Annotated in this window: 19 protein-coding genes; all 19 read left to right on the forward strand. The window is 49.8% G+C overall.

Annotated features, from left to right (window positions below):
- Positions 1-138: 138 nt before the first annotated feature.
- The 19 genes from BMY11_RS09195 to BMY11_RS09285 all read left to right on the forward strand — a co-directional run bounded on the left by BMY11_RS09195 (position 139) and on the right by BMY11_RS09285 (position 20846).
- Entirely contained in the window at positions 139-1131 is a 993-nt protein-coding gene (locus BMY11_RS09195) for a polysaccharide deacetylase family protein (protein ID WP_090574213.1), read from the forward strand.
- A 106-nt stretch (positions 1132-1237) separates the two neighbouring features.
- Positions 1238-2503, forward strand: a complete 1266-nt coding sequence (locus BMY11_RS09200) for a M16 family metallopeptidase (RefSeq protein ID WP_090574215.1) — start codon at positions 1238-1240, stop codon at positions 2501-2503.
- Entirely contained in the window at positions 2484-2927 is a 444-nt protein-coding gene (gene dut, locus BMY11_RS09205; protein ID WP_256217364.1) for a dUTP diphosphatase, read from the forward strand. The genes BMY11_RS09200 and dut overlap by 20 nt, the downstream gene beginning before the upstream one ends.
- A gap of 450 nt (positions 2928-3377) precedes the next feature.
- The gene (gene dpsA, locus BMY11_RS09210; RefSeq protein WP_090574217.1) at positions 3378-4277 is read left to right on the forward strand and encodes a dipicolinate synthase subunit DpsA; all 900 of its coding nucleotides are present in this window, start codon (positions 3378-3380) and stop codon (positions 4275-4277) included.
- The gene (locus BMY11_RS09215; RefSeq protein WP_090574219.1) at positions 4274-4861 is read left to right on the forward strand and encodes a dipicolinate synthase subunit B; all 588 of its coding nucleotides are present in this window, start codon (positions 4274-4276) and stop codon (positions 4859-4861) included. Before dpsA ends, BMY11_RS09215 begins: the two co-directional genes overlap by 4 nt.
- Positions 4862-4956: 95 nt before the next feature.
- Positions 4957-5994, forward strand: a complete 1038-nt coding sequence (locus BMY11_RS09220; protein ID WP_090574221.1) for an aspartate-semialdehyde dehydrogenase — start codon at positions 4957-4959, stop codon at positions 5992-5994.
- A gap of 76 nt (positions 5995-6070) precedes the next feature.
- A complete protein-coding gene (gene dapG / locus BMY11_RS09225; RefSeq protein WP_090574224.1) occupies positions 6071-7282 on the forward strand; it encodes an aspartate kinase in 1212 nt (403 codons plus the stop codon).
- An 85-nt stretch (positions 7283-7367) separates the two neighbouring features.
- Positions 7368-8231, forward strand: coding sequence for a 4-hydroxy-tetrahydrodipicolinate synthase (gene dapA / locus BMY11_RS09230; RefSeq protein WP_090574226.1), 864 nt, complete (start codon positions 7368-7370; stop codon positions 8229-8231).
- 464 nt (positions 8232-8695) lie between these two features.
- Positions 8696-10375, forward strand: coding sequence for a ribonuclease J (locus BMY11_RS09235; protein WP_090574228.1), 1680 nt, complete (start codon positions 8696-8698; stop codon positions 10373-10375).
- Between the two features lie 139 nt (positions 10376-10514).
- Complete coding sequence (locus BMY11_RS09240) at positions 10515-11285, forward strand: ClpP family protease (RefSeq protein WP_090574230.1); 771 nt, start codon at positions 10515-10517, stop codon at positions 11283-11285.
- A complete protein-coding gene (locus BMY11_RS09245; RefSeq protein WP_090574232.1) occupies positions 11282-11506 on the forward strand; it encodes a YlzJ-like family protein in 225 nt (74 codons plus the stop codon). Before BMY11_RS09240 ends, BMY11_RS09245 begins: the two co-directional genes overlap by 4 nt.
- A gap of 76 nt (positions 11507-11582) precedes the next feature.
- The gene (locus BMY11_RS09250; RefSeq protein WP_090574234.1) at positions 11583-14249 is read left to right on the forward strand and encodes an FtsK/SpoIIIE family DNA translocase; all 2667 of its coding nucleotides are present in this window, start codon (positions 11583-11585) and stop codon (positions 14247-14249) included.
- Positions 14250-14347: 98 nt separating this feature from the next.
- On the forward strand, positions 14348-15127 hold the full coding sequence (gene sleB / locus BMY11_RS09255; RefSeq protein WP_090574236.1) for a spore cortex-lytic enzyme: 780 nt from the start codon (positions 14348-14350) through the stop codon (positions 15125-15127).
- Between the two features lie 130 nt (positions 15128-15257).
- Positions 15258-16538 carry an EF-P 5-aminopentanol modification-associated protein YfmF gene (yfmF, locus tag BMY11_RS09260; RefSeq protein ID WP_177182565.1) on the forward strand — a complete coding sequence of 427 codons (1281 nt, stop codon included), beginning with the start codon at positions 15258-15260 and terminating at the stop codon, positions 16536-16538.
- Between the two features lie 3 nt (positions 16539-16541).
- A complete protein-coding gene (gene yfmH / locus BMY11_RS09265; RefSeq protein ID WP_090574238.1) occupies positions 16542-17828 on the forward strand; it encodes an EF-P 5-aminopentanol modification-associated protein YfmH in 1287 nt (428 codons plus the stop codon).
- A gap of 14 nt (positions 17829-17842) precedes the next feature.
- The gene (gene ymfI / locus BMY11_RS09270; RefSeq protein ID WP_090574482.1) at positions 17843-18574 is read left to right on the forward strand and encodes an elongation factor P 5-aminopentanone reductase; all 732 of its coding nucleotides are present in this window, start codon (positions 17843-17845) and stop codon (positions 18572-18574) included.
- An 88-nt stretch (positions 18575-18662) separates the two neighbouring features.
- Entirely contained in the window at positions 18663-18914 is a 252-nt protein-coding gene (locus BMY11_RS09275) for a DUF3243 domain-containing protein (protein ID WP_090574240.1), read from the forward strand.
- Between the two features lie 177 nt (positions 18915-19091).
- Entirely contained in the window at positions 19092-19856 is a 765-nt protein-coding gene (locus BMY11_RS09280) for a DUF3388 domain-containing protein (protein WP_090574242.1), read from the forward strand.
- An 18-nt stretch (positions 19857-19874) separates the two neighbouring features.
- On the forward strand, positions 19875-20846 hold the full coding sequence (locus BMY11_RS09285) for a helix-turn-helix domain-containing protein (RefSeq protein ID WP_090574245.1): 972 nt from the start codon (positions 19875-19877) through the stop codon (positions 20844-20846).
- The last annotated feature ends 156 nt before the right edge of the window (positions 20847-21002 follow it).

The raw sequence follows: 21002 nt of genomic DNA on the forward strand, positions 1-21002 counted from the left end.
ATAATCGGCTCGAAATAAGAGGAGACAGATGCGAATCTGTCTTCTTTTTTTGTGCTTCAAAAAAAGTTGCGTATCATCTGCTTATTCATATTGTTGTCCGAGCCATAATAAGATGTAGGAGAAAGGGTGGGACAACATATGAAGCTGAAGAAAGCACTTGTGATGGCACTACTGATGTGTGCGCTGGTGTTTACTGTGCGGTTGAACGAACCGCTTTCCTTATATGTCGCGGCGATGAAGCAAGGAGGAGCGACTACAAATATACAAGCCTTCGATACGGCAACCGGACTAACAACGCTTAGGGACATGATTGAAACAGAAGCGCAGAAGAAGCGGGTAGCGGCGGTTGATGCATCGCTTGACCGCGTTTGGAAAGCCGTTCCAGGTTACAATGGGCTGGAGGTCGATGTCGAGAAGACCTACCTCCTAATGAAGAATGCGCCTGAGAACGTTCCGATCCGCTACGTGTATAAGGAAGTTGAGCCGAAGGTTAGCTTAGATTCACTCGGGAGGTATCCGATCTATAAGGGTAATCCGAATAAGCCGATGGTGGCGCTTATGATTAACGTGGCATGGGGCAATGAGTATATTCCAACCATGCTTGCAACGCTGAAGAAAGAGAATGTGAAAGCGACTTTTTTCCTGGATGGTTCGTGGCTTAAGAAGAACGCAGATGTTGCGAAGCTTATTCAAGCAGATGGACATGAGATTTCTAATCATGCATATACCCACCCGAATATGAGTCAGTTAGACCGCCGTTCTGCATATAATCAAATTGCAAAGACTGAGGCGCTGCTGAAATCTTCCTTACAAGTGACGAACAAATGGTTCGCGCCGCCCTCGGGTGATTTCAATCAGATGACGGTAGATGTAGCGGCTGAGCAGGGGCTCAAGACGGTGCTGTGGACACTCGATACGGTCGATTGGAGGCATCCGCCAGCCTATTCCATCATCCGTAAGGTCCGTATTCGGGTGGAACCAGGCTCTCTTATTCTGATGCATCCGACGGATTCCACAAGTAGCGCGCTTGAGGGCATCATTACAGCCATTAAACAGAAAGGATTGAGGCTAGGGACGGTAAGTGAGACGCTTTCCTCCAAAAGAGTAGCTTTAGTTGAGGCAGCACCATAATTTTGATATAGTGGAGACATTGTATTCTGCTTCTTTGGCAGCACCATAAAATGACAACTGCTCGAATGAACAAGTAGGCAGCAGAAACGTGTAGGAGGAATTGTAATTGAATACTTATAAATTAAGCAACGGATTACGCGTCGTTGTGGAATATATCCCGACTTGTCGCTCTGTCTCATTCGGGATTTGGGTGAAGAACGGTTCCCGCAACGAAACACCGGAGAATAACGGGGTTTCCCATTTCATCGAGCATATGCTGTTCAAAGGAACAGAACGTCACAGCGCCAAAGATATTGCGGATCTCTTCGACGGTATCGGAGGGAACGTAAACGCTTTTACTGCGAAGGAGTACACCTGTTATTTTGCAAAAGTGCTTGATCAGCACTTACCGATAGCGGTAGATGCGCTTGCGGATATGTTCTTCAATTCGCAGATGGATGCTGGCGAGCTCGCGAAAGAGAAAAATGTTATTCTCGAAGAAATTTCGATGTACGAGGATACGCCGGACGACAAGGTACATGATGAAGCGTCCCGCGCCGCTTACGGCGATCATCCACTTGCGTATTCGATTCTTGGTCTGGAAGAGCGTTTAAGTGCTATGGACAGCGATTCACTTCGTTCCTATATGAAGAGCAGCTACCGGATCGACAATACGGTAATCGCGGTTGCCGGGAATGTAGAAGAAGCGGGGCTTATTGAACTGCTGGAGAAACATTTTGGCGGATTCAGCAATGTGGGCAGTGAGATTGCCGTTACGACACCTACATTCAGCGGACAGTACCTCTTCCATAAGAAGAAGACGGAACAGAATCATATTTGTATCACCTTCCCAGGTTGTTCAATCGCAGATCCGCAGCTGTATGCGATGATTCTGCTCAATAACGCTGTCGGCGGCGGCATGAGCTCCAGACTGTTCCAAGAAATCCGCGAGAAGCGTGGGCTTGCTTACTCCGTCTACTCGTACCATACTTCGTATGCGGACAGCGGTCTGTTTACGGTCTATGCAGGTACAGCGCCGAAGCAGACGAAGGAAGTGCTTGATCTGACGCTTGAGCAAATGCATGATCTGGCTGTAAAAGGGCTAAGTGATGCAGAATTGCACCGCGGTAAAGAACAGCTAAAAGGCAGCCTTATTCTGAGTTTGGAGAGCACAAGCAGCCGGATGAATCGTCTAGGCAAGAATGAGCTTATGCTGGGTCGTCACTATACGCTGGATGAAATGCTGGAGCGGATTGATTCCGTGCAGATGAGCGATATTCATGCGGTAACCAAGAGAATGCTGTCGGTTCCTTTCTCAGTCGCAATGGTAGGCAGCAACGATAAAGCAGCAGCGGCACTCGGGAGGGACTCGCTTGTTTCAAGTACTCTTTAAGCGGTTGCCAGGCAACGAAGATATGCAATTACCACGCAAAATGTCAGAGCTTGCAGCTGGATTTGACCTGCAGGCCGCAGTAAGCGAACCCGTCACGCTGCAGCCTGGCGAGCGGAAGCTCATTCCGACAGGCTTCTCGATGGCGATGCCCGGCGAGCTGGAAGCACAAATCCGTCCGCGGAGCGGGCTCGCGTTCAAGCATGGTATTACATGCTTGAATTCTCCGGGAACCATTGACGCGGACTATCGCGGTGAGGTGAAGGTGCTGCTCATCAACCACGGGCAGGAACCGTTCGTAATTGAACGCGGCGAGCGCATCGCGCAGATGGTGATCCAGCTCGTGCCGGCTATCGAAATCACGGAGGTCGACGAGCTGCCGGATACCGTTCGCGGCGCCGGCGGGTTTGGACATACGGGTGTGTAAGTACTGATAATACGGTTATTCAAGCAACGCGTAAGGCGGCACAGAAGGTTCTCTCTGTGCCGCCTTTTTGTTGTTCCTACCCGGTAAAACGAGGCGGAGCGGGTTGAATGAATCGGTAGGAGCGATAGCGTTCGCCTTTGTACTTGGATTCCCACCTTGTTCAGATGTTCTAGGAATCCAAGTACAACAGCGACCGAAAGATCATTCAACATGCGCAGCAATCCGTTTTACCCGATTCTTTCACGCTACTCTGGGCGAATGCATAAGATGATCTATAACCAAGAGCGCATGCGGTCAATCTCGCTAGTGTGCTTCTACCCGCGCCATCGGCTACAGCTTGCTGTCAACCGGGACGCTGCTTAAGAGCGCCTAAAGGCCTGCGTGTTACCGCGGACCTGATACGCAACTTGTTCTGCGCCAAACGGTAGCAGTAGAAAGGAAGTGATACCTATGCTGACAGGAGTTCAGGTCTTACTTCTCGGAGGTGACGCCCGGGGATTGGAGGTCATCCGGAAGTTGACCGAGCTCGACGCGCTCGTCACAGTAGCAGGATTCGACCAGCTTCATTCCTCACTCGACGGGGCGGTCCGGGCCGAGATGAGCGAAGATTTGTTCACAAGCGTGGATGCGCTTGTGCTGCCTGCGGTTGGTACAGATGATGACGGTAAGATTATCGCCGTATTCAGTGACAAAGAGCTTGTGCTGACTGATGATCATGTGGCGAAGCTGCCGAAGCACTGTACCGTCTATACAGGTATGGCGAAGCCTTACTTGCGCAATTTATGTGCAAAGCATGGCGTTCGTCTGGTGGAGTTGTTTGATCGGGATGATGTCGCAATTTACAACTCGATTCCGACAGCCGAAGGGGCCGTCATGATGGCGATCCAGAACACTGACATCACGATTCACGGATCCTCATGCATGGTGCTTGGCATCGGCAGAACCGGGTTTACACTGGCAAGAACGCTGCAAGGATTAGGGGCGAAAGTGAAGGTCGGTGTACGCCGCGAGGAGCATTTTGCAAGGGCATATGAGATGGGTTTTGAGCCCTTTTATCTTAAGGATCTGTTACATCATGTGAGCAATATTGACTTGCTTTTTAATACAATTCCGACTATGATAGTCACAGCGCAAATTATAGCAAATTTGCCATCGCGAGCGGTCATTATCGACCTCGCTTCTAAGCCCGGCGGAACGGATTTTCGCTTCGCTGAGAAGCGTGGAATTAAAGCTATGCTCGCCCCCGGTCTACCTGGCATCGTCGCACCTAAAACCGCTGGACGCATCATTGCGGATTGTTTAAGTCGATTGATTATGGAAGATTCTTTGCAACGGGGGAATGGGCAATGAAGTGGCAAGGAAAAACGGTGGGCTACGCGCTCTCCGGTTCACATTGTACGTTTGCAGAAGTAATGCCGGTTATCCAGCGGTTCATCGATGAGGGAGCGAATGTCGTTCCAATTGTTTCACAGACGCTCATTACGACAGATACGCGTTTCGGAACGGCAGCAGAATGGCAACGTCAATTGAGGTCGATTACAGGCAACGAAATTATATCCACGATCGTCGATGCGGAGCCCCTGGGGCCATCCAAACTGCTCGACGTCCTTGTTATTGCGCCCTGCACGGGCAATACGACAAGTAAACTTGCCAATGCGATGACAGACGGTCCCGTTCTGATGGCTGCGAAATCACAGATGCGCAATCAGCGTCCTCTCGTGCTTGCAATCTCAACGAACGACGGTCTGGGCTTGAATGCCGCGAATATTGCGAAATTATTAGTAACGAAGAATGTGTATTTTGTACCATTTGGCCAAGACAATCCGATTCAGAAGCCGAACTCGCTCGTCGCAAAGATGGAGCTTGTTCCTGAAGCATGTGAAGCGGCGCTGCAAGGCAAGCAGCTCCAGCCACTCCTTATTGAGCGTACTTAATCCAGTACGCACTTTTGCTAGATGAAATTGTTTGAATTCATATGCAATTGGAGCAATCCTTGACATAAGTTTTTTTGAGGAGGAAGCAGCAGCCAGTGTCGCAGAAATTGTTTAACGTCGCAGTAGTTGGGGCGACAGGCGCAGTAGGAGAACAAATTATTGGCCTGCTCGAGAAACGGGACTTTCCGATCAATGAGTTAAAGTTGCTTTCTTCCGCGCGTTCGGCCGGTACGAGAATCATGTTCAAAGGTAAAGAGTATACAGTCGAAGAAGCTACGCCAGACAGTTTCAAAGGGATCGAAATTGCCTTGTTCAGTGCGGGCGGCGAAGTGTCTAAACTGCTCGCCCCCCACGCTGTCGAGAGCGGTGCGGTATGTATCGATAATACGAACGCTTTCCGCATGGATCCGGAAACACCGCTTGTCGTACCAGAAGTGAATATGGATAAAGTGTCTGAGCATAAAGGGATCATCGCGAACCCGAACTGCTCAACGATTCAGTTGGTTGCTGCTTTGGCACCGCTGCAGGATCGGTATGGCATCTCCCGCATTATCGTATCGACATATCAAGCCGTATCAGGAGCCGGCACTCGTGCAATAGACGAGATGCTGCGCCAAACCCGCGAAGCGCTTGACGGTCATGACGTGATACCTGACATTTTACCTGTAGGGTCCTTGCCTGTGAAACATCAAATTGCATTCAATGCAATTCCGCAAATTGATAAGTTCCAAGACAACGGCTATACATTGGAAGAGATGAAGATGGTTCGCGAGACGAAGAAGATCTTGGGTGATGATTCCATTGAAGTGACAGCGACTTGTGTGCGTATTCCAGTCGTATACGGTCACTCAGAATCAGTATACGTAGAGCTTAAGAACGATTATGAAATGGAAGAAGTAAGGAAACTTATTGCAGAGGCTCCAGGCGTTACGCTCGTAGATGACCCGGCATCTCAGCTTTACCCGCTTGCGACAATCGCTGCAGGTAAACCAGATGTGTTCGTCGGCCGTCTGCGCCGTGATTTGGGCCATGCAAGGGGACTAAACCTGTGGATCGTATCCGATAATCTGCTTAAAGGCGCAGCATGGAATGCAGTACAGATCGCAGAATATATCGCTATCGAGATGGAATAAAGTTCATAGCAGCAGCAGATGTCAGGGTACCAACGATCTGAGTGGAGAAAATCCGACAGAATACGGAGGTTTGACAATGCGCATCCTTGTGCAAAAATTCGGCGGCACTTCGCTGTCTTCGAATGAGGCAAGAGATCTCGTTATTGGACATATTCAGCGGGAACGGCAACGACAGTACGGTCTAGTCGTTGTCGTCTCTGCAATGGGGAGAAAAGGCGATCCGTATGCAACGGACACGCTGCTCTCACTCATTCGTGGTCACGGCGATTCACTGCCGCCTAAAGAACAAGACATGCTGCAAGCGTGTGGCGAGATTATCTCAGCCGCAGTGATGTGCAGTTTGCTCCGCGCGGCGAATATTCCCGCGGTTGCGCTTACAGGCGGTGGTGCTGGTATTATTACAGACAGCCAATATGGCCGTGCGCGAATTCTTGAAATCCGGACAGAGGCCATTCATAAGGCGCTGAAGGACGGCAACGTAGTCATCGTCACAGGGTTCCAAGGTGTAACGGAAGCAGGGGAAATGACGACGCTTGGCAGAGGTGGCAGCGATACGTCGGCAACGGCGCTTGGTGCTGCGCTTCATGCAGAGCGTGTTGATATTTATACAGATGTGAGTGGCATTCTGACGGCCGATCCACGGATCGTGAAGGATGCTCGTCCATTAACCGTCATAAGTTACGCTGAGATTGGCAATATGGCCAGACAAGGTGCAAAGGTTATTCATCCGCGAGCAGTCGAGATCGCTCAGCAAGCGCGTATTCCGCTCCGCGTTCGTTCGACATTTTCAGAAGACGAAGGCACGCTTGTTACCGATATCTTCGACGCTGCGAGAGCTGCGGTACGTGATCGTCACGTAACCGGCGTAGCGCATGTCAGCGGAGTAACGCAAATTACGGTGCAAGCACAGGATGGTCATACTGACGTGCAGCTGCAGGTGTTTCAAGCGATGGCACGTCACCAAATTAGCGTTGATTTCATTAATGTAAATCCCGGCGGCGCTGTGTATACGGTGTTCGATCACGATGCGGACAAAGCGGTATCGGTACTGCACGAGATCGGTTATACACCTAAAGCAGTAAGCGGCTGCGCCAAGATTTCGGTCATTGGTGGCGGAATGAACGGTGTTCCAGGCATTATGGCGCGGATTGTGGAAGCGCTGACGGAACAAGGAATTCCAATTCTGCAATCAGCTGATTCCAATACGACAATATGGGTATTGGTTAGTGAGAGTTATATGGCAAGTGCGCTTCAAGCACTGCATGCCAAGTTTTCATTGCACGAGTAAATAGACTAAGAATGATGCTTACGATGCCAAGTAGATGCTTACGTTTGTGCAAGCTGCTCTCGTAAACTTTATAGGAGGAGTCATAATGGATTTCGGAAGAATAGTTACTGCAATGGTTACCCCGTTCCACGCTGACGGTTCGATTGACTGGGAAACAACAGGACGGTTAATGGACTATTTGATCGAGGAACAACAAACGGACAGTATCGTCGTATCCGGTACGACTGGAGAATCTCCAACGCTTACCGACGATGAGAAGATCGCTTTGTTTACTTATGCTGTGAAACACGCGGCTGGCCGCTGCAAGATAATCGCAGGCTCCGGCAGCAACGAGACCGCTCATTCGATCCATTTGACCAAAATCGCAGAGCAATGCGGCGTCGATGCAGCACTTATTGTCGTTCCTTATTATAATAAACCGACTCAAGAAGGCATTTATCAGCATTTTAAAGTCATTGCTGAAGCAACAAAACTGCCAATTATGGCGTATAACGTTCCGGGACGAACCATTGTCAGCATGTCTGCCGAGACGACGCTGCGGATCGCCCAAATACCGAATATTATTGCTACAAAAGAATGTGCATCGCTCGACCAAGTGACACAGATCGTGTCTGAGGCTCCTGCTGACTTCCGCGTATACAGCGGTGACGACAGCAGTGCGTTGCCTGCAGTTGCTGTCGGCGCGCACGGTATCGTAAGTGTAGCGAGTCACATTATTGGTAAGCAAATTCGTGAAATGATTAATTGCTACTTGGATGGCCAAGTGCAACAAGCAGCGAAGCTGCATGCGAAGTCGCTGCCAATCTTCCGCGGACTGTTCGACCTGCCGAATCCGGTACTGGTCAAAGCAGCACTGAAGGAAAAAGGGCTGCCAGTTGGCGGCGTTCGACTCCCGCTTGTAGATGCAACAGAGGCGGAAATTGTCTCACTTCGTAAGATTTTGAACTAATTATTTATTGTATTTTTATTCATAGTTGCTGCATTCGCGAAAAACCGGTGCATTTGCATCGGTTTTTTGTTTACATTATAGAATTTACAAGTTTTACTTGTGCGAATTTCTATAATGTCTCCGTGAAAAGTTAGCTTTTGCTGGAAGAATGGCGAAAGCCGTTTACACTGGGGATACAGTTATTACCGATTACTTGTTTTTCGTATTTTCAATCATGTATAATGAAGGCAAGTGACGGTGTGCGGCAAAATATTGAAAATGGGTAACGCCAAGGGTGGCGTTCAAAGCACTAGTTATTAATTGCATGCGTTTTCGATCCTGCGGGAGGAAGCGGTAAACGATGCGATTTCATGCGCTACAATTAAATTATTATATGGTGCGGACAAGCTTTCTTCAGTTTGCGGCCGACGGCTGCAGCTGTGGTTTGATTTGCTTCGTAAAACTATTAGGAGGTACGGATACACTTGTCTAAGAAAAACATCCAGGATAAGCTGCTTGTCTTTGCACTAGGCGGCGTTGGCGAGATCGGTAAGAACATGTACGTTGTCCAATATGGAAACGATATCGTCGTAGTTGATGCAGGTTTGAAGTTTCCAGAAGAAGATATGCTCGGAATTGATATCGTTATCCCTGACATAACGTATTTGACTGAGAACCGTGATAAAGTAAGAGGTATTCTCATTACGCACGGACACGAGGATCACATCGGCGGCTTGCCATATGTGCTCAAGAATCTTAATGTACCGCTTTACGGTACGAAATTAACACTCGGTTTGATTGAAGGTAAATTGAAGGAAGCGGGCTTGCTCGGCGAGACGAAGCGTATCCTGATCAACGCGGATACAGAGATCCAGCTCGGCTCAATCCGTGCATCCTTCTTCAAAACGAATCACAGTATTCCGGATTCGGTTGGCGTATGCTTGGACACGCCTGAGGGCTTGGTCGTTCACACAGGCGACTTTAAGTTTGACCATACACCGGTTAACAATCAATATGCTGATTTGCAGCGTATGGCTGGTATCGGAGCTCGCGGCGTTCTTGCGCTTCTGTCCGATTCCACGAATGCAGAGCGCGCAGGCTTCACGCCTTCGGAAAGCATGATCGGCAATGAGCTTGAAGATATTTTCCGCAAAGCTACACAGCGCGTTGTCGTTGCAACGTTCGCATCGAACGTTCACCGGATTCAACAAGTTGTGAATGCTGCAGTCGCAACGAAGCGTAAGATTGCTGTCGTTGGCCGCAGTATGGTTAATGTCGTGTCGATTGCTTCTGAGCTAGGCTATCTGAACATTCCAGAAGGTATGATCATTGAGCCTGAAGAAGTGAACAAAATGGCTGCAGACCGCGTAGCTGTCCTTTGCACAGGCAGCCAAGGTGAGCCAATGTCCGCACTTACTAGAATGGCGCGCTCGACGCACCGTAAAGTGGACATTCTGCCAGGCGACACCGTTATTATTGCAGCTACACCAATTCCAGGTAACGAGCGTTATGTCGGCCGTACGGTGGACGAGCTCTTCCGCCTAGGCGCTAACGTAATCTATGGACCAGGCTCTGTATCCGGCGTACACGTATCCGGTCACGGCAGCCAAGAAGAACTAAAGCTGATGTTGAACCTCATCAGACCGAAGTACTTCATTCCGATCCACGGCGAGTACCGTATGCTTCGTCAGCACGCGCTTCTCGGTGAAGCAGTTGGTATCGAACGCGAGAACATCTTCGTTCTTGATAATGGCGATACAGTTGAATTCCAAGGTGGACAAGCTCGTAAAGGCAGCAAAGTGCCAGCAGGCAACGTACTCATCGACGGTCTTGGCGTTGGCGATGTAGGTAACATTGTACTTCGCGACCGCAAGCTGCTCTCGCAAGACGGTATTCTCGTTGTTGTAGTGACGCTGAGCAAGCAAGACGGAACAATTCTGTCCGGTCCGGACATTATCTCCCGCGGCTTCGTCTATGTGCGTGAGTCCGAAGGCTTGTTGGAAGAAGCGAACCGTATCGTAACATCAACTTTGCATAAGCTAATGAACGACAAAGTCAATGAATGGGCTTCACTGAAGACGAACGTGAAGGACGCGCTTGGTCGCTTCCTGTATGAGCAAACACGCCGTCGCCCAATGATTTTGCCAATCATTATGGAAGTATAGAATGTGAATCAACTGGCGGTCTTCTCACTTGATGAGAAGGCCGTTTTTTGCGTTCTTGCAGCAGCAGTTGTATAAATCTGTGGGCTAATTCCATACTATGCAGAGCCGACCATAGGCAATATTGGAGGAGGTTTATGCAATGTGGGAAGAAGAGATTCAATTTAAATCAGAGCAACCGCAACCGCAGCCAGGACCACCAGCAGGTGACAACAAGCCGCCTAGCGCAAATCCGGTCGTAGAAGCGATTACGCAGCTTGGGCAGACATCGACGCCGTCATCCTCGGAATCGAACATATTTTGTTTGACCATTATTGGTCAGGTGGAAGGGCATCTCGTGCTCCCGCCGCAAAATAAAACGACGAAGTATGAGCACCTCATTCCACAACTGGTTGCAGCGGAGCAAAACTCGAAGATAGAAGGTATTATGATCGTACTTAATACAGTCGGCGGTGATGTGGAGGCAGGGCTCGCCATCGCTGAGATGATCTCCTCGCTTACGAAGCCGACTGTGACTCTCGTGCTTGGAGGAGGGCACTCGATTGGTGTTCCGATTGCGGTAGCGGGGAATAAGTCATTCATCGCGGAGACCGCAACGATGACCATTCATCCGATACGGTTGAACGGGCTTGTTATTGGCGTACCGCAGACATTTGAGTACTTGGACAAAATGCAAGAGCGCGTCGTTCGGTTTGTGACCTCACACTCGAACATTACGGAAGGGAAGTTCAAGGAGCTCATGTTCAAGACCGGCGAACTGACGCGAGATATCGGCACAACCGTTATCGGTACAGACGCGGTGAAGCACGGGCTTATTGATGATGTGGGTGGGATTGGTCAGGCGCTGCGCCAACTCAATCTCTTTATCGATCAGCGTAAGCAGTCTGCATCAACTGGAGGGCTGACACAATGACTATCTATTCGATAATGCCGCCTGAGCTTGTTTTCGACGGAATTAATACGGAACCTGGTCCATATGTGTCACTCCATATTGGAGATGTGACGTTACAAATCGAAGCAGTCTCACCAGGAATTGGCCGTATCGTTCGGCTGCTTGACGGTCCACTCGATGCCTACTTACGACCGGAACTGTCGCCGGGAACCCTTATCCCATATGGGCATTCGGTATCGTAACCTTTGATACAGATTGGATAATTGTAGAACAAATGGTCGGTCTCCTATGGTATAATAATGACCAGAGGTGACGATTTTGGCGAAGAAAAAGAAGAAACGAAAGAGCTCGATTAAGACGAGCCTTAAATATGAAGTGTATGGAATTCTGCTGATTACAGTATCTGTCATTGCGCTATCAGGAGAGGCTACGGTAGGCAGATCGTTGACCAAACTGTTTGCGCTCATATTGGGCAATTTTTATTTTGTCCTTGCTTTAATTGGAATCTACGTGGGGCTCGTGGTTATGGTGAAACGCGCCTGGCCATCCGGCTGGTCAAGCCGCAAGACAGGGTTACTGCTATGTGTTCTTGCATGTACGCTTTGGAGCTCGATTGCGGTTATGGACCAGAAGACGGAGCCGACAGGCGGCTTAACTGCTTCATACATACTCGCACAGCTTGGCAGTGACGTGCGCGGTGCGCTCTTCAATGCGCCAACAGGCGATCAAGCCGCAGTGACATCAATCAGTGGCGGCTATGCAGGAGCCATTCAGTATACGCTGTTATACGGACTATTTGGTTATTTTGGCGCGAAGTTCATTATGATTGTCATGTTCGCGATCGCGATCATGCTCATAACTGGAAAATCCTATGTGGATCTGCTGCGTGCAGGACGGGTGCGTGGGGCGAGACTATGGTCCTTGCTACGCGTGAAGCTGTTCAGTAAGCGGAAGCCACTTGCAGCATCCAATGCGAAAGGCGCTGCGGCGACAGGCAGTGTCGTCATGACGGATGATCTGGACGATGATGATGATGATGACTATGAAGAGCTTCCAAGACCGGTTAAGGCAAAGCGCAAGTCACCGTTCTTCTCTTGGTTTAATGATGTGTCGGACGCTTCAAATGCCGATGCGCATGACACGGAATGGCAGATGGAGGACGGTCACTCGACAGCAGCGATGGCAGGAGGAACCCGAGCGGTTCAGTGGCAGGATGATGAGGGTGAGCAAGGCGAGAATGCTTGGAAAGCGAATGTACTGGAGCAATTCAAAGAGAATGGGTCCCAGTCTCCGCCTCTTGCACAGCAAGTAGAACAGGCGGCGGGTGAACCAGAATGGGAGAAAATTGCCGATACCAATGCGGACGCTGCCATACTCGCAGATTATGTGCCTGATGATGAGCAAGAGCCGCCTAACAGGGATGAGGAGGACAATGACGACCTTGACGAGGAGTTTGATAGCGAGCTGCCAGTCACGAATATACCGACAAGTCCAGCGATTACACCGGATGAGCCGGATAGCCTAGAGAAACCGGGCAGCATCGTGAAGCCGCCTACTGAGAAGCCTTATGTGTTGCCTCCGCTTACTCTTCTGCAGAAGCCGAGCGGGAGCGGAAAGTCTGGCGACTCCGCGGATTCAATTGAGGCGCGTCGGAAGCTGGAGGCGACGCTTGAGAGCTTCGGAGTTCGAGCGAAGGTGCTTGATGTTGTAAGGGGACCCGCGGTAACGCGGTATGAAGTACAACCTGCAACCGGTGTGAAAGTAAGTCGGATTGTAGGCTTAACCGATGATATCGCGCTTGCCTTGGCAGCGAAGGATATTCGGATGGAAGCGCCGATTCCGGGCAAGTCAGCCATTGGGATTGAGGTGCCGAACACCGAGGTTTCCGTGGTGACGATGCGCGAAGTCATGGAGACGCCTTCATTCCAGAACGCCAGCTCCAAGCTGTCGATTGCATTCGGCCGCGATATTTCCGGTCAGCCGATTGTCGGTAACTTGGCCAAGATGCCCCATTTGCTAGTAGCTGGTGCTACAGGCTCAGGTAAATCGGTTTGTATCAATGGCATTATTTCGAGCATTCTGTTCAAAGCGCGTCCAGATGAAGTGAAGCTACTCATGATTGACCCGAAGATGGTTGAGCTCAATATGTACAATGGTATTCCGCATCTTCTGGCTCCAGTAGTAACCGATCCTAGGCGAGCATCGCTCGCGCTTAAGAAAATCGTGGTCGAGATGGAGAAGCGTTATGAGCTATTCTCTAAGTCGGGAACACGGAACATTGAAGGTTACAATACGTTGATGGCAGATAATCCTGCGGCAGTGCTTCCATATATCGTTGTTATCGTGGACGAGCTTGCCGATCTCATGATGGTTGCTGCGAATGATGTAGAGGATTCGATTTGCCGTCTCGCGCAGATGGCGCGTGCTTCCGGCATTCACTTGATCATCGCAACGCAGCGTCCATCAGTCGATGTTATTACAGGTCTCATTAAAGCGAACATCCCTTCACGGATTGCATTCGGCGTTTCCTCGCAGGTGGACTCACGTACGATTCTTGACTCTGTCGGTGCGGAGAAGCTCCTTGGCCGCGGTGATATGCTGTTCCTGCCAGTAGGGATGTCGAAGCCGATTCGTGTCCAGGGCGCATGGCTCTCCGATCAGGAGGTCGAATCTATCGTTGCATATTCGCGCGGTCAAGGAGAAGCGGAATATAAAGAAGATCTCGTTCCCGAGATCGACGACAGTATAACCGAGCCTGAAGAGATTCTCGATGAGCTGTACGATCAAGCGATTCGTATTGTACTGGAGGCTAAGCAAGCTTCCGTTTCGCTGCTACAGCGGCGGATGCGGATTGGCTACACACGCGCAGCAAGACTGATTGACCAAATGGAAGCACGCAGCATTGTCGGGCCGTACGAAGGCAGCAAACCGCGTGAAGTCATGTTGACGCTGGATCAATATGACGCAGGAAAGATTAGCTCCTAATCCAGATTCGTGCATAATCATTCCCTTGATTTCTCATACTAGCCATATGCTTCGCTTGCTTAACGAAACCACTTGCAAGAGAAAGGCAGATTCTAGTGATGAGAAATCGTTTAATAACGGTGACCATCGTCATCGTCCTTCTGTTGTTTGGCGCATTTACGATCAAGCATGCTTCCTTTGGCAAGACAACCGAGACGTTCAGCAGTGCGATACTCAAGGTTGGCTCGTCCGGCAAAGACGTAAAGGAGCTGCAAGGCCGCCTGAAGGAGCTCGGTTTTTTCAACGGAGCGATTGACGGTGTGTTCGGTACGAAGACGAAAAATTCAGTGACTTGGTTTCAGTGGAAATTCGGCATGAAAGCCGACGGCGTTGTTGGCGCCAAGACGAAGGTGAAGCTGTGGGAAGCTACGAAGGATTGGAAGCCGACAGCTGAGAGCTCCGGCACCGGCAGTACTGGAACAGGTACTTCGCCGCCTGCGAGCTCTGGCTCTACCGATCTTAGCAAGTCGAATAAGCTTGGACTTAGCGCGAATGATCTGAAGCTGATGGCAAATGCGGTGTATGGCGAATCACGCGGCGAGCCTTATATCGGCCAGGTGGCGGTAGCAGCAGTCATTCTGAACCGGGTGAAGTCGCAGAGCTTCCCGAACACGGTGTCCGGCGTTATTTTTCAACCGGGGGCATTTACGGCTGTAGCGGACGGACAGATTTGGCTGACACCGAATGAGAATGCGAAGAAGGCAGTTCAAGATGCCATTAACGGCTTGGATCCGACCGGAGGCTGTATCTATTACTTCAATCCGGAGACAGCAACATCGAAGTGGATTTGGTCGCGTCCACAGGTCAAAACAATCGGTAAACATATTTTCTGCATGTAGCATTTACGGGAGCAGCCTGCATTCGACCGCAGGTTGCTTCTTCCATTTCCAATCGGGTAGAATGGAATAGAAGCTTGGAAATTGGAATAGATTGACTTTATAAACTTGAGCGGAAGGGGACGTCACGAGCGTGAGCAACTCTCCATTTCAAAGAGGTCAGCTGAATCGGATTCGTCTGCATGTAATGCCGACACAGCGTTTTAAGACCTTCTCGATTTCTTTATACGCAGGTTTGCCTCTAACGGAAGAAACCGTTACATCGGTAGCCCTAGTACCGTTCATCCTTCGTAGGGGAACGGCATCTACACCAGAAACTATCGCGTTTCGCGAGCGGCTGGATGATCTGTACGGCGCAGGCTTTGGCTTTGATGTTTATAAGCGCGGCGATGCTCAGATTGTACAGTTCCGTATGGATGTCATCAATGATAAGTTCGTCTCATCGAACCAACCGCTGCTTGCAGCATCGCTGAAGCTGCTCGGCGAAGTGCTGACAGAGCCGACACTCGAGAACGGCCATCTGCGTTCGAAGTATGTCGAAGCGGAGAAAGAAACGCTGCGCAAGCGCCTGGAAGCGATTATTAATGACAAAATCAGATATGCGGCAGAGCGTTGCCTCGAGGTCATGTGCGAGGATGAACCGTACCGGCTTCACCCGCTCGGCAAGCTCGAGGATGTCGAAGGCATTACACCGGCGTCGATTACGGCTGCATACCGTGATTGGCTGTCCAAGGCTTCATTTGATCTTTACGTCGTTGGTGATACGTCGCTGGAAGAAGTGAAAGCGCTCGTAGCTGAGGCTTTCCATCATAATGATGGTGAGCCGGCGGATTATTCACTCCCTGTGGTGAGTAAGCCTGTAGGCCAAGTTCGTAACGTTGTCGAGCGGATGGAGGTCACACAAGGCAAGCTTAATTTGGGCCTGCGTATTCATACAGCCTATGGGGATGATGACTACCCTGCAGCGCTTATGTACAATGGCATTCTTGGCGGATACCCGCATTCGAAGCTGTTCCTGAACGTACGTGAGAAAGCGAGCCTCGCATACTATGCGGCATCCCGTCTTGATGGACATAAAGGCATCTGTACGATCCAATCGGGCATCGAGTTCGCCAATTATGAGAAAGCGACGACCATTATTCAAGAGCAGCTTGAAAGCATGCGCAGCGGCTCTTATACCGAGTTGGAGATGAATCAGACGAAAGCGATGATTGCGAATCATTTGCGTGAGCTGCAAGACTCCGCGAATGAGATGATCGGGTTTGATTTCAATGCGATCCTCTCGAAGCGGGAACGTTCGGCTCAGCAGCTGCTTGAGCAAGTTCAGGCAGTAACGGCTGAACAGATCGCTGCGATTGCGAAGAAGACTGAGCTCGATACGATCTATTTCCTACGTGATCGGAAGGAGGGTTAGCAGATGGAGACGTTAGCTTACCCAGGCGTTCAAGAGAAGCTGTATCGTGAAGTGATGCCAAACGGTCTGGAAGTCGTCGTTCTGCCGAAGCAAGGGTTTAGCAAAACCTATGCGACGTTTGCAACGAAATACGGCTCCATTGATAACCGTTTCTCAGTTGGCGAACAGACGCCGATTTCCGTACCGGATGGAATTGCCCACTTCCTGGAGCATAAAATGTTCGAGGAGCCGACTGGTGATATTTTTGCGACTTTCGCATCACAAGGCGCTTCAGCGAATGCGTTCACAAGCTTTGACCGGACCGTCTATCTGTTCTCGGCTACCGAGCAAATTGATGCAAACCTGCGGACACTTATCGACTTTGTTCAGAACCCTTACTTTACGGACGAGAATGTCGAGAAGGAGAAGGGCATCATTGAGCAGGAAATCAATATGTACCGGGATAATGCGGACTGGCGCGTATACTTCGGTTTAATCGATGCGCTGTATCACAAGCATCCGATTCATATTGATATTGCGGGCACAGTCGAGTCCATTTATCAGATTGATAAGGAAACACTGTACCGCTGCTACGAAACGTTCTACCATCCGTCGAATATGTTCCTCTTTGTCGTAGGCGGCATAGAGCCTGAAGCAGTTATGAAGCTGGTTCGCGAGAATCAGGCTGCGAAGAGCTTTGAGCCGCAAGGTGAAATTGCCAGATTCTTCGATGCAGAACCGGAAACGGTTAAGATAGCTCGCAAGACGACGGAGCTTCCGGTATCCATGCCTAAGTGTATGATCGGTTTCAAGGAAGCTCGCGGTTCGAATGATCCAACAGAGCTGCTGCGTACCGAACTGACGACGAAGCTGATGCTTGAGGCGCTGCTCGGCTCGAGTTCGCCAATTTATCATGCGCTATACGATGACAATCTCATCTCCGACTCGTTTGGGCATGAGTTCAACAGCAGCGAGGACTATGCGTTCTCCGTCGTTGGGGGCGAAACACGGGACCCGGATGAGCTCATCCGCAGACTGCGTGAGGCGATTGAAGTCGCTAAGGCGAGCGGCCTTGATAAGGCAACATTCGAACGGACGAAACGGAAGAAGATTGGCGGCTACTTGCGCATGCTCAACTCCCCTGAGGCAATTGCCGGAGAATTTACGCGCTATCGGTTCCGTGGTGCTGACTTGTTTAAGCTTGTGCCGGTGTACGAGGATATCACGCTGGATGAAGCGAATGCGCAGCTGCGCAGCCATTTCGACTGGAACCGTATGGCAGTATCCATTGTAGCGAAAGAAGCGAAGTGAAAACATTAAAGGAAATGACGGTTCTTGTGACTGGGGGAAGCCGAGGCATCGGCGCGGCAATTGCGCGCCGGTTCGCCTCGGAGAACATGAACGTCGTCATTCACTATAATCAAGCGCATGAAGCGGCTAACGAAACTGCTCGCACCTGTATGCGTCTTGGCGCTGCCAATGTATTTACCGTAACGGCAGATATTCGTTCTAGAGATCAGCTCACTCGGATGCGTGAGAAGCTGGAGCAGCGCGGCATGATGCCGGACATTGTCGTGAACAATGCTGGCATTGCGCATTACAGCATGCTTGCCGACGTGACGGATGATGTATGGGATGAAGTAATGGATGTGAATTTGAAGGGCATGTTCCTCTGCACGCAGCTGTTCATGCCGGCGATGATCTCACAGCGCTTCGGCCGTATCATTAATGTATCGTCGATCTGGGGGCTGTCGGGCGCTTCATGTGAAGTGCTCTATTCTACGAGTAAAGGCGGCATGAACGCTTTTACGAAAGCGTTGGCTAAGGAGCTCGCCCCATCAGGAGTAACGGTTAATGCCGTTGCCCCCGGTGCGGTCGATACCGTCATGTTGGACAACCTGAACGCGGAAGAGAAGAGCGCCTTGGAGTCGGAAATTCCACTTGGACGCTTTGCGCAGCCTGAAGAAATTGCTTCGCTCGTTTATTTTCTAGCGCTGCCCGAGTCAGCCTATATTACCGGTCAGATCATCAGTCCGAACGGCGGATGGCTGACCTAAAGGTTGATTGTTGTATAAGAAGGACGCTTTGCGTGTAAAATACGATTGTTGCCGAGTAACGGCTAACGCGCAAAGGAGGAACGCACAAATGTCAACAGTCCTTTCTAATTATGACACTTGGAAAAACTTCTTGAATGATCGTGTTTCGCAGGCTAAAGGAATGGGTTTGAATGAAGACACGATTGCGAATCTTGCTTTTGAGATCGGCTCCTTCCTTGGAGAAAAAGTCGATCCAAAGAACGAGCAGGAACGGGCAATTAAAGAGCTATGGGATGTCGGCGATGAGTCAGAGCGTAAAACGATTGCAGGCCTTATGGTCAAGCTTGTGGAGCAATCGTAAACGTTCATTCAGAAAAGTTAGGCGTGAAACTTATAGTTTCTGAATGATTCGGAAAAGCCTCCCGCTAGTGGAGGCTTTTCTGTAATGTTTTGATGAAGTTGCAGGAAATTGACGAATATTGTAGAATAATCTTTTTAGAGTCGTATTATCCGTTTTATACTTAAATAGAGGTGTCCTATGGAGTTCAAACAGTGGTACATGGAATATAAAATACATAAGAACCGTCCTGGTCTGCTTGGCGACATTGCTTCGCTGCTCGGAATGCTTGAAGTCAATATCCTCACAATCAACGGTGTAGAGAACCGCACGCGCGGCATGCTGCTCCAAACAAATGATGATGAGAAAATCGAAATTCTTGGCCGAATGCTGGAGAAGGTTGACAATATTACCGTTCTGAAGCTTCGTGAGCCAAAGCTTGTTGATATTCTTGCTGTTCGCCATGGTCGCTACATTGAGCGCGATTCGGACGACCGCAAGACGTTCCGCTTCACTCGTGATGAGCTCGGTATGCTCGTTGATTTCCTTGGCGAGGTGTTTAAACGGGAAGGCAATCAATTGATCGGGTTGCGCGGCATGCCGCGTGTAGGGAAGACGGAGTCCATTATTGCGGGCAGTGTTTGCTCCAATAAACGTTGGACGTTTGTTTCGTCGACACTTCTTCGCCAGACCGTGCGTAGCCAGCTGTCGGAAGAAGAAATGACGCCAAACAACATTTTTATTATTGATGGTATTGTAAGTACAATCAGATCGAATGAGAAGCATCATGCACTCCTTCATGAAATAATGGCGATGCCTTCGACGAAGGTTATTGAGCATCCTGATATTTTCGTTAAGGAATCATCCTTTGAATACAGCGATTTCGATTACATTATCGAGCTTCGCAATACACCGGATGAGGAAATTTCATACGAGAAATTTACGATGGGGTATGACGATTTCTAACCTAAAGGAGGTGTGGTCATGTCGGATTTAGGCGCTCTGCTGCGGAAGGCAAGGGAGCAGCGCAATCTGTCACTGGATGATATCCAGGAATTAACGAAGATTCGCAAACGCTATCTCGAAGCGATTGAGGACGGCAATTACAAAGTTCTGCCTGGATCTTTTTATGTGCGTGCTTTTGTGAAGAACTATGCGGATGCGGTCGGCTTAGATGCTGAAGAGGTGCTTCGCTTATATACGAATGAAATCCCTTCAAGTGCTCCGGAGCAAGTGATCGAACCCGTTCAGCGACCACGCCGGTCGCAATCTCATACATCTGACCGCCTTAGTCGGTGGGGCTTTCGCACATTAATGTGGTCTTTTCTACTTCTGATCGCGGTACTGGTCTATGTCTATGCGATTAAGCAACCGGACAAGGACAATGTCAATTCGGCAGACCAGACGAAGATGACGGATCAGACGAAGCCGCTTGAGACGACACCAGATAAGGATACGGTTAAGAACAATACGGGTACTGATCAAACAACGACGGATAACTCGACAAACGGTCAAGCAAACAACGTGACAACGCCTCCTAAAGAAGAAACTCCGCCTGTGACAGAGCCGCCGGCGCCTACAACGACGTTGGTATTGGATCATACGAGTGGAACGATTGATTATTATAATGTATCGCCTGCCGGCAAGCATACCATTACATTTAACGCAACCGGCGGGGTTTGGGTAGGCATTAAGGCCAAGAGCCGCAGCAGCAAAAAATATATCTATCAGAAGCAGTTCACGAAAGAAGGAGGAACGGAAACCATTGAGGTGGACGGACCTGCCTATGTTAATGTAGGGCGAGCTGATTATGTTGAAGTGACCGTCGACGGTGTTGCTCTCGTTGATGGCAATAAAGCGAATCCGCGTAGAATGCAGCTGAATATGGCTGAAACAACGACTGAGACGCCTGCGGGAACACAAACGGAGACAACGGAAACTCCTGCAACGCAATGAAGAAGGGCATTCTTCCTGGCAATGTCAGGGGGGAATGCCTTTTCTTGCGCATAAAGATGAGTTATAATACTGTGCACAAGTGAAAACGGCTGACGCTGTCTTTACGGCAAAAGCTTACGTTTCGCGGAGACATTATAAAATTCTAGTCAAGTGAAA

Origin of the sequence: Paenibacillus sp. OV219 (assembly GCF_900110075.1) — a bacterium.
Lineage (GTDB): Bacteria > Bacillota > Bacilli > Paenibacillales > Paenibacillaceae > Paenibacillus_Z.

What these genes read in the sequence shown, in the direction of transcription:
- dpsA (WP_090574217.1), top strand. Translation starts at nt 3,378, where the DNA reads ATGCTGACAGGAGTTCAGGTCTTACTTCTCGGAGGTGACGCCCGGGGA.
- sleB (WP_090574236.1), top strand. Translation starts at nt 14,348, where the DNA reads ATGAGAAATCGTTTAATAACGGTGACCATCGTCATCGTCCTTCTGTTG.
- BMY11_RS09245 (WP_090574232.1), top strand. Translation starts at nt 11,282, where the DNA reads ATGACTATCTATTCGATAATGCCGCCTGAGCTTGTTTTCGACGGAATT.
- BMY11_RS09240 (WP_090574230.1), top strand. Translation starts at nt 10,515, where the DNA reads ATGTGGGAAGAAGAGATTCAATTTAAATCAGAGCAACCGCAACCGCAG.
- BMY11_RS09215 (WP_090574219.1), top strand. Translation starts at nt 4,274, where the DNA reads ATGAAGTGGCAAGGAAAAACGGTGGGCTACGCGCTCTCCGGTTCACAT.
- yfmH (WP_090574238.1), top strand. Translation starts at nt 16,542, where the DNA reads ATGGAGACGTTAGCTTACCCAGGCGTTCAAGAGAAGCTGTATCGTGAA.
- ymfI (WP_090574482.1), top strand. Translation starts at nt 17,843, where the DNA reads ATGACGGTTCTTGTGACTGGGGGAAGCCGAGGCATCGGCGCGGCAATT.
- BMY11_RS09195 (WP_090574213.1), top strand. Translation starts at nt 139, where the DNA reads ATGAAGCTGAAGAAAGCACTTGTGATGGCACTACTGATGTGTGCGCTG.
- dapG (WP_090574224.1), top strand. Translation starts at nt 6,071, where the DNA reads ATGCGCATCCTTGTGCAAAAATTCGGCGGCACTTCGCTGTCTTCGAAT.
- BMY11_RS09275 (WP_090574240.1), top strand. Translation starts at nt 18,663, where the DNA reads ATGTCAACAGTCCTTTCTAATTATGACACTTGGAAAAACTTCTTGAAT.
- BMY11_RS09285 (WP_090574245.1), top strand. Translation starts at nt 19,875, where the DNA reads ATGTCGGATTTAGGCGCTCTGCTGCGGAAGGCAAGGGAGCAGCGCAAT.
- dapA (WP_090574226.1), top strand. Translation starts at nt 7,368, where the DNA reads ATGGATTTCGGAAGAATAGTTACTGCAATGGTTACCCCGTTCCACGCT.
- BMY11_RS09280 (WP_090574242.1), top strand. Translation starts at nt 19,092, where the DNA reads ATGGAGTTCAAACAGTGGTACATGGAATATAAAATACATAAGAACCGT.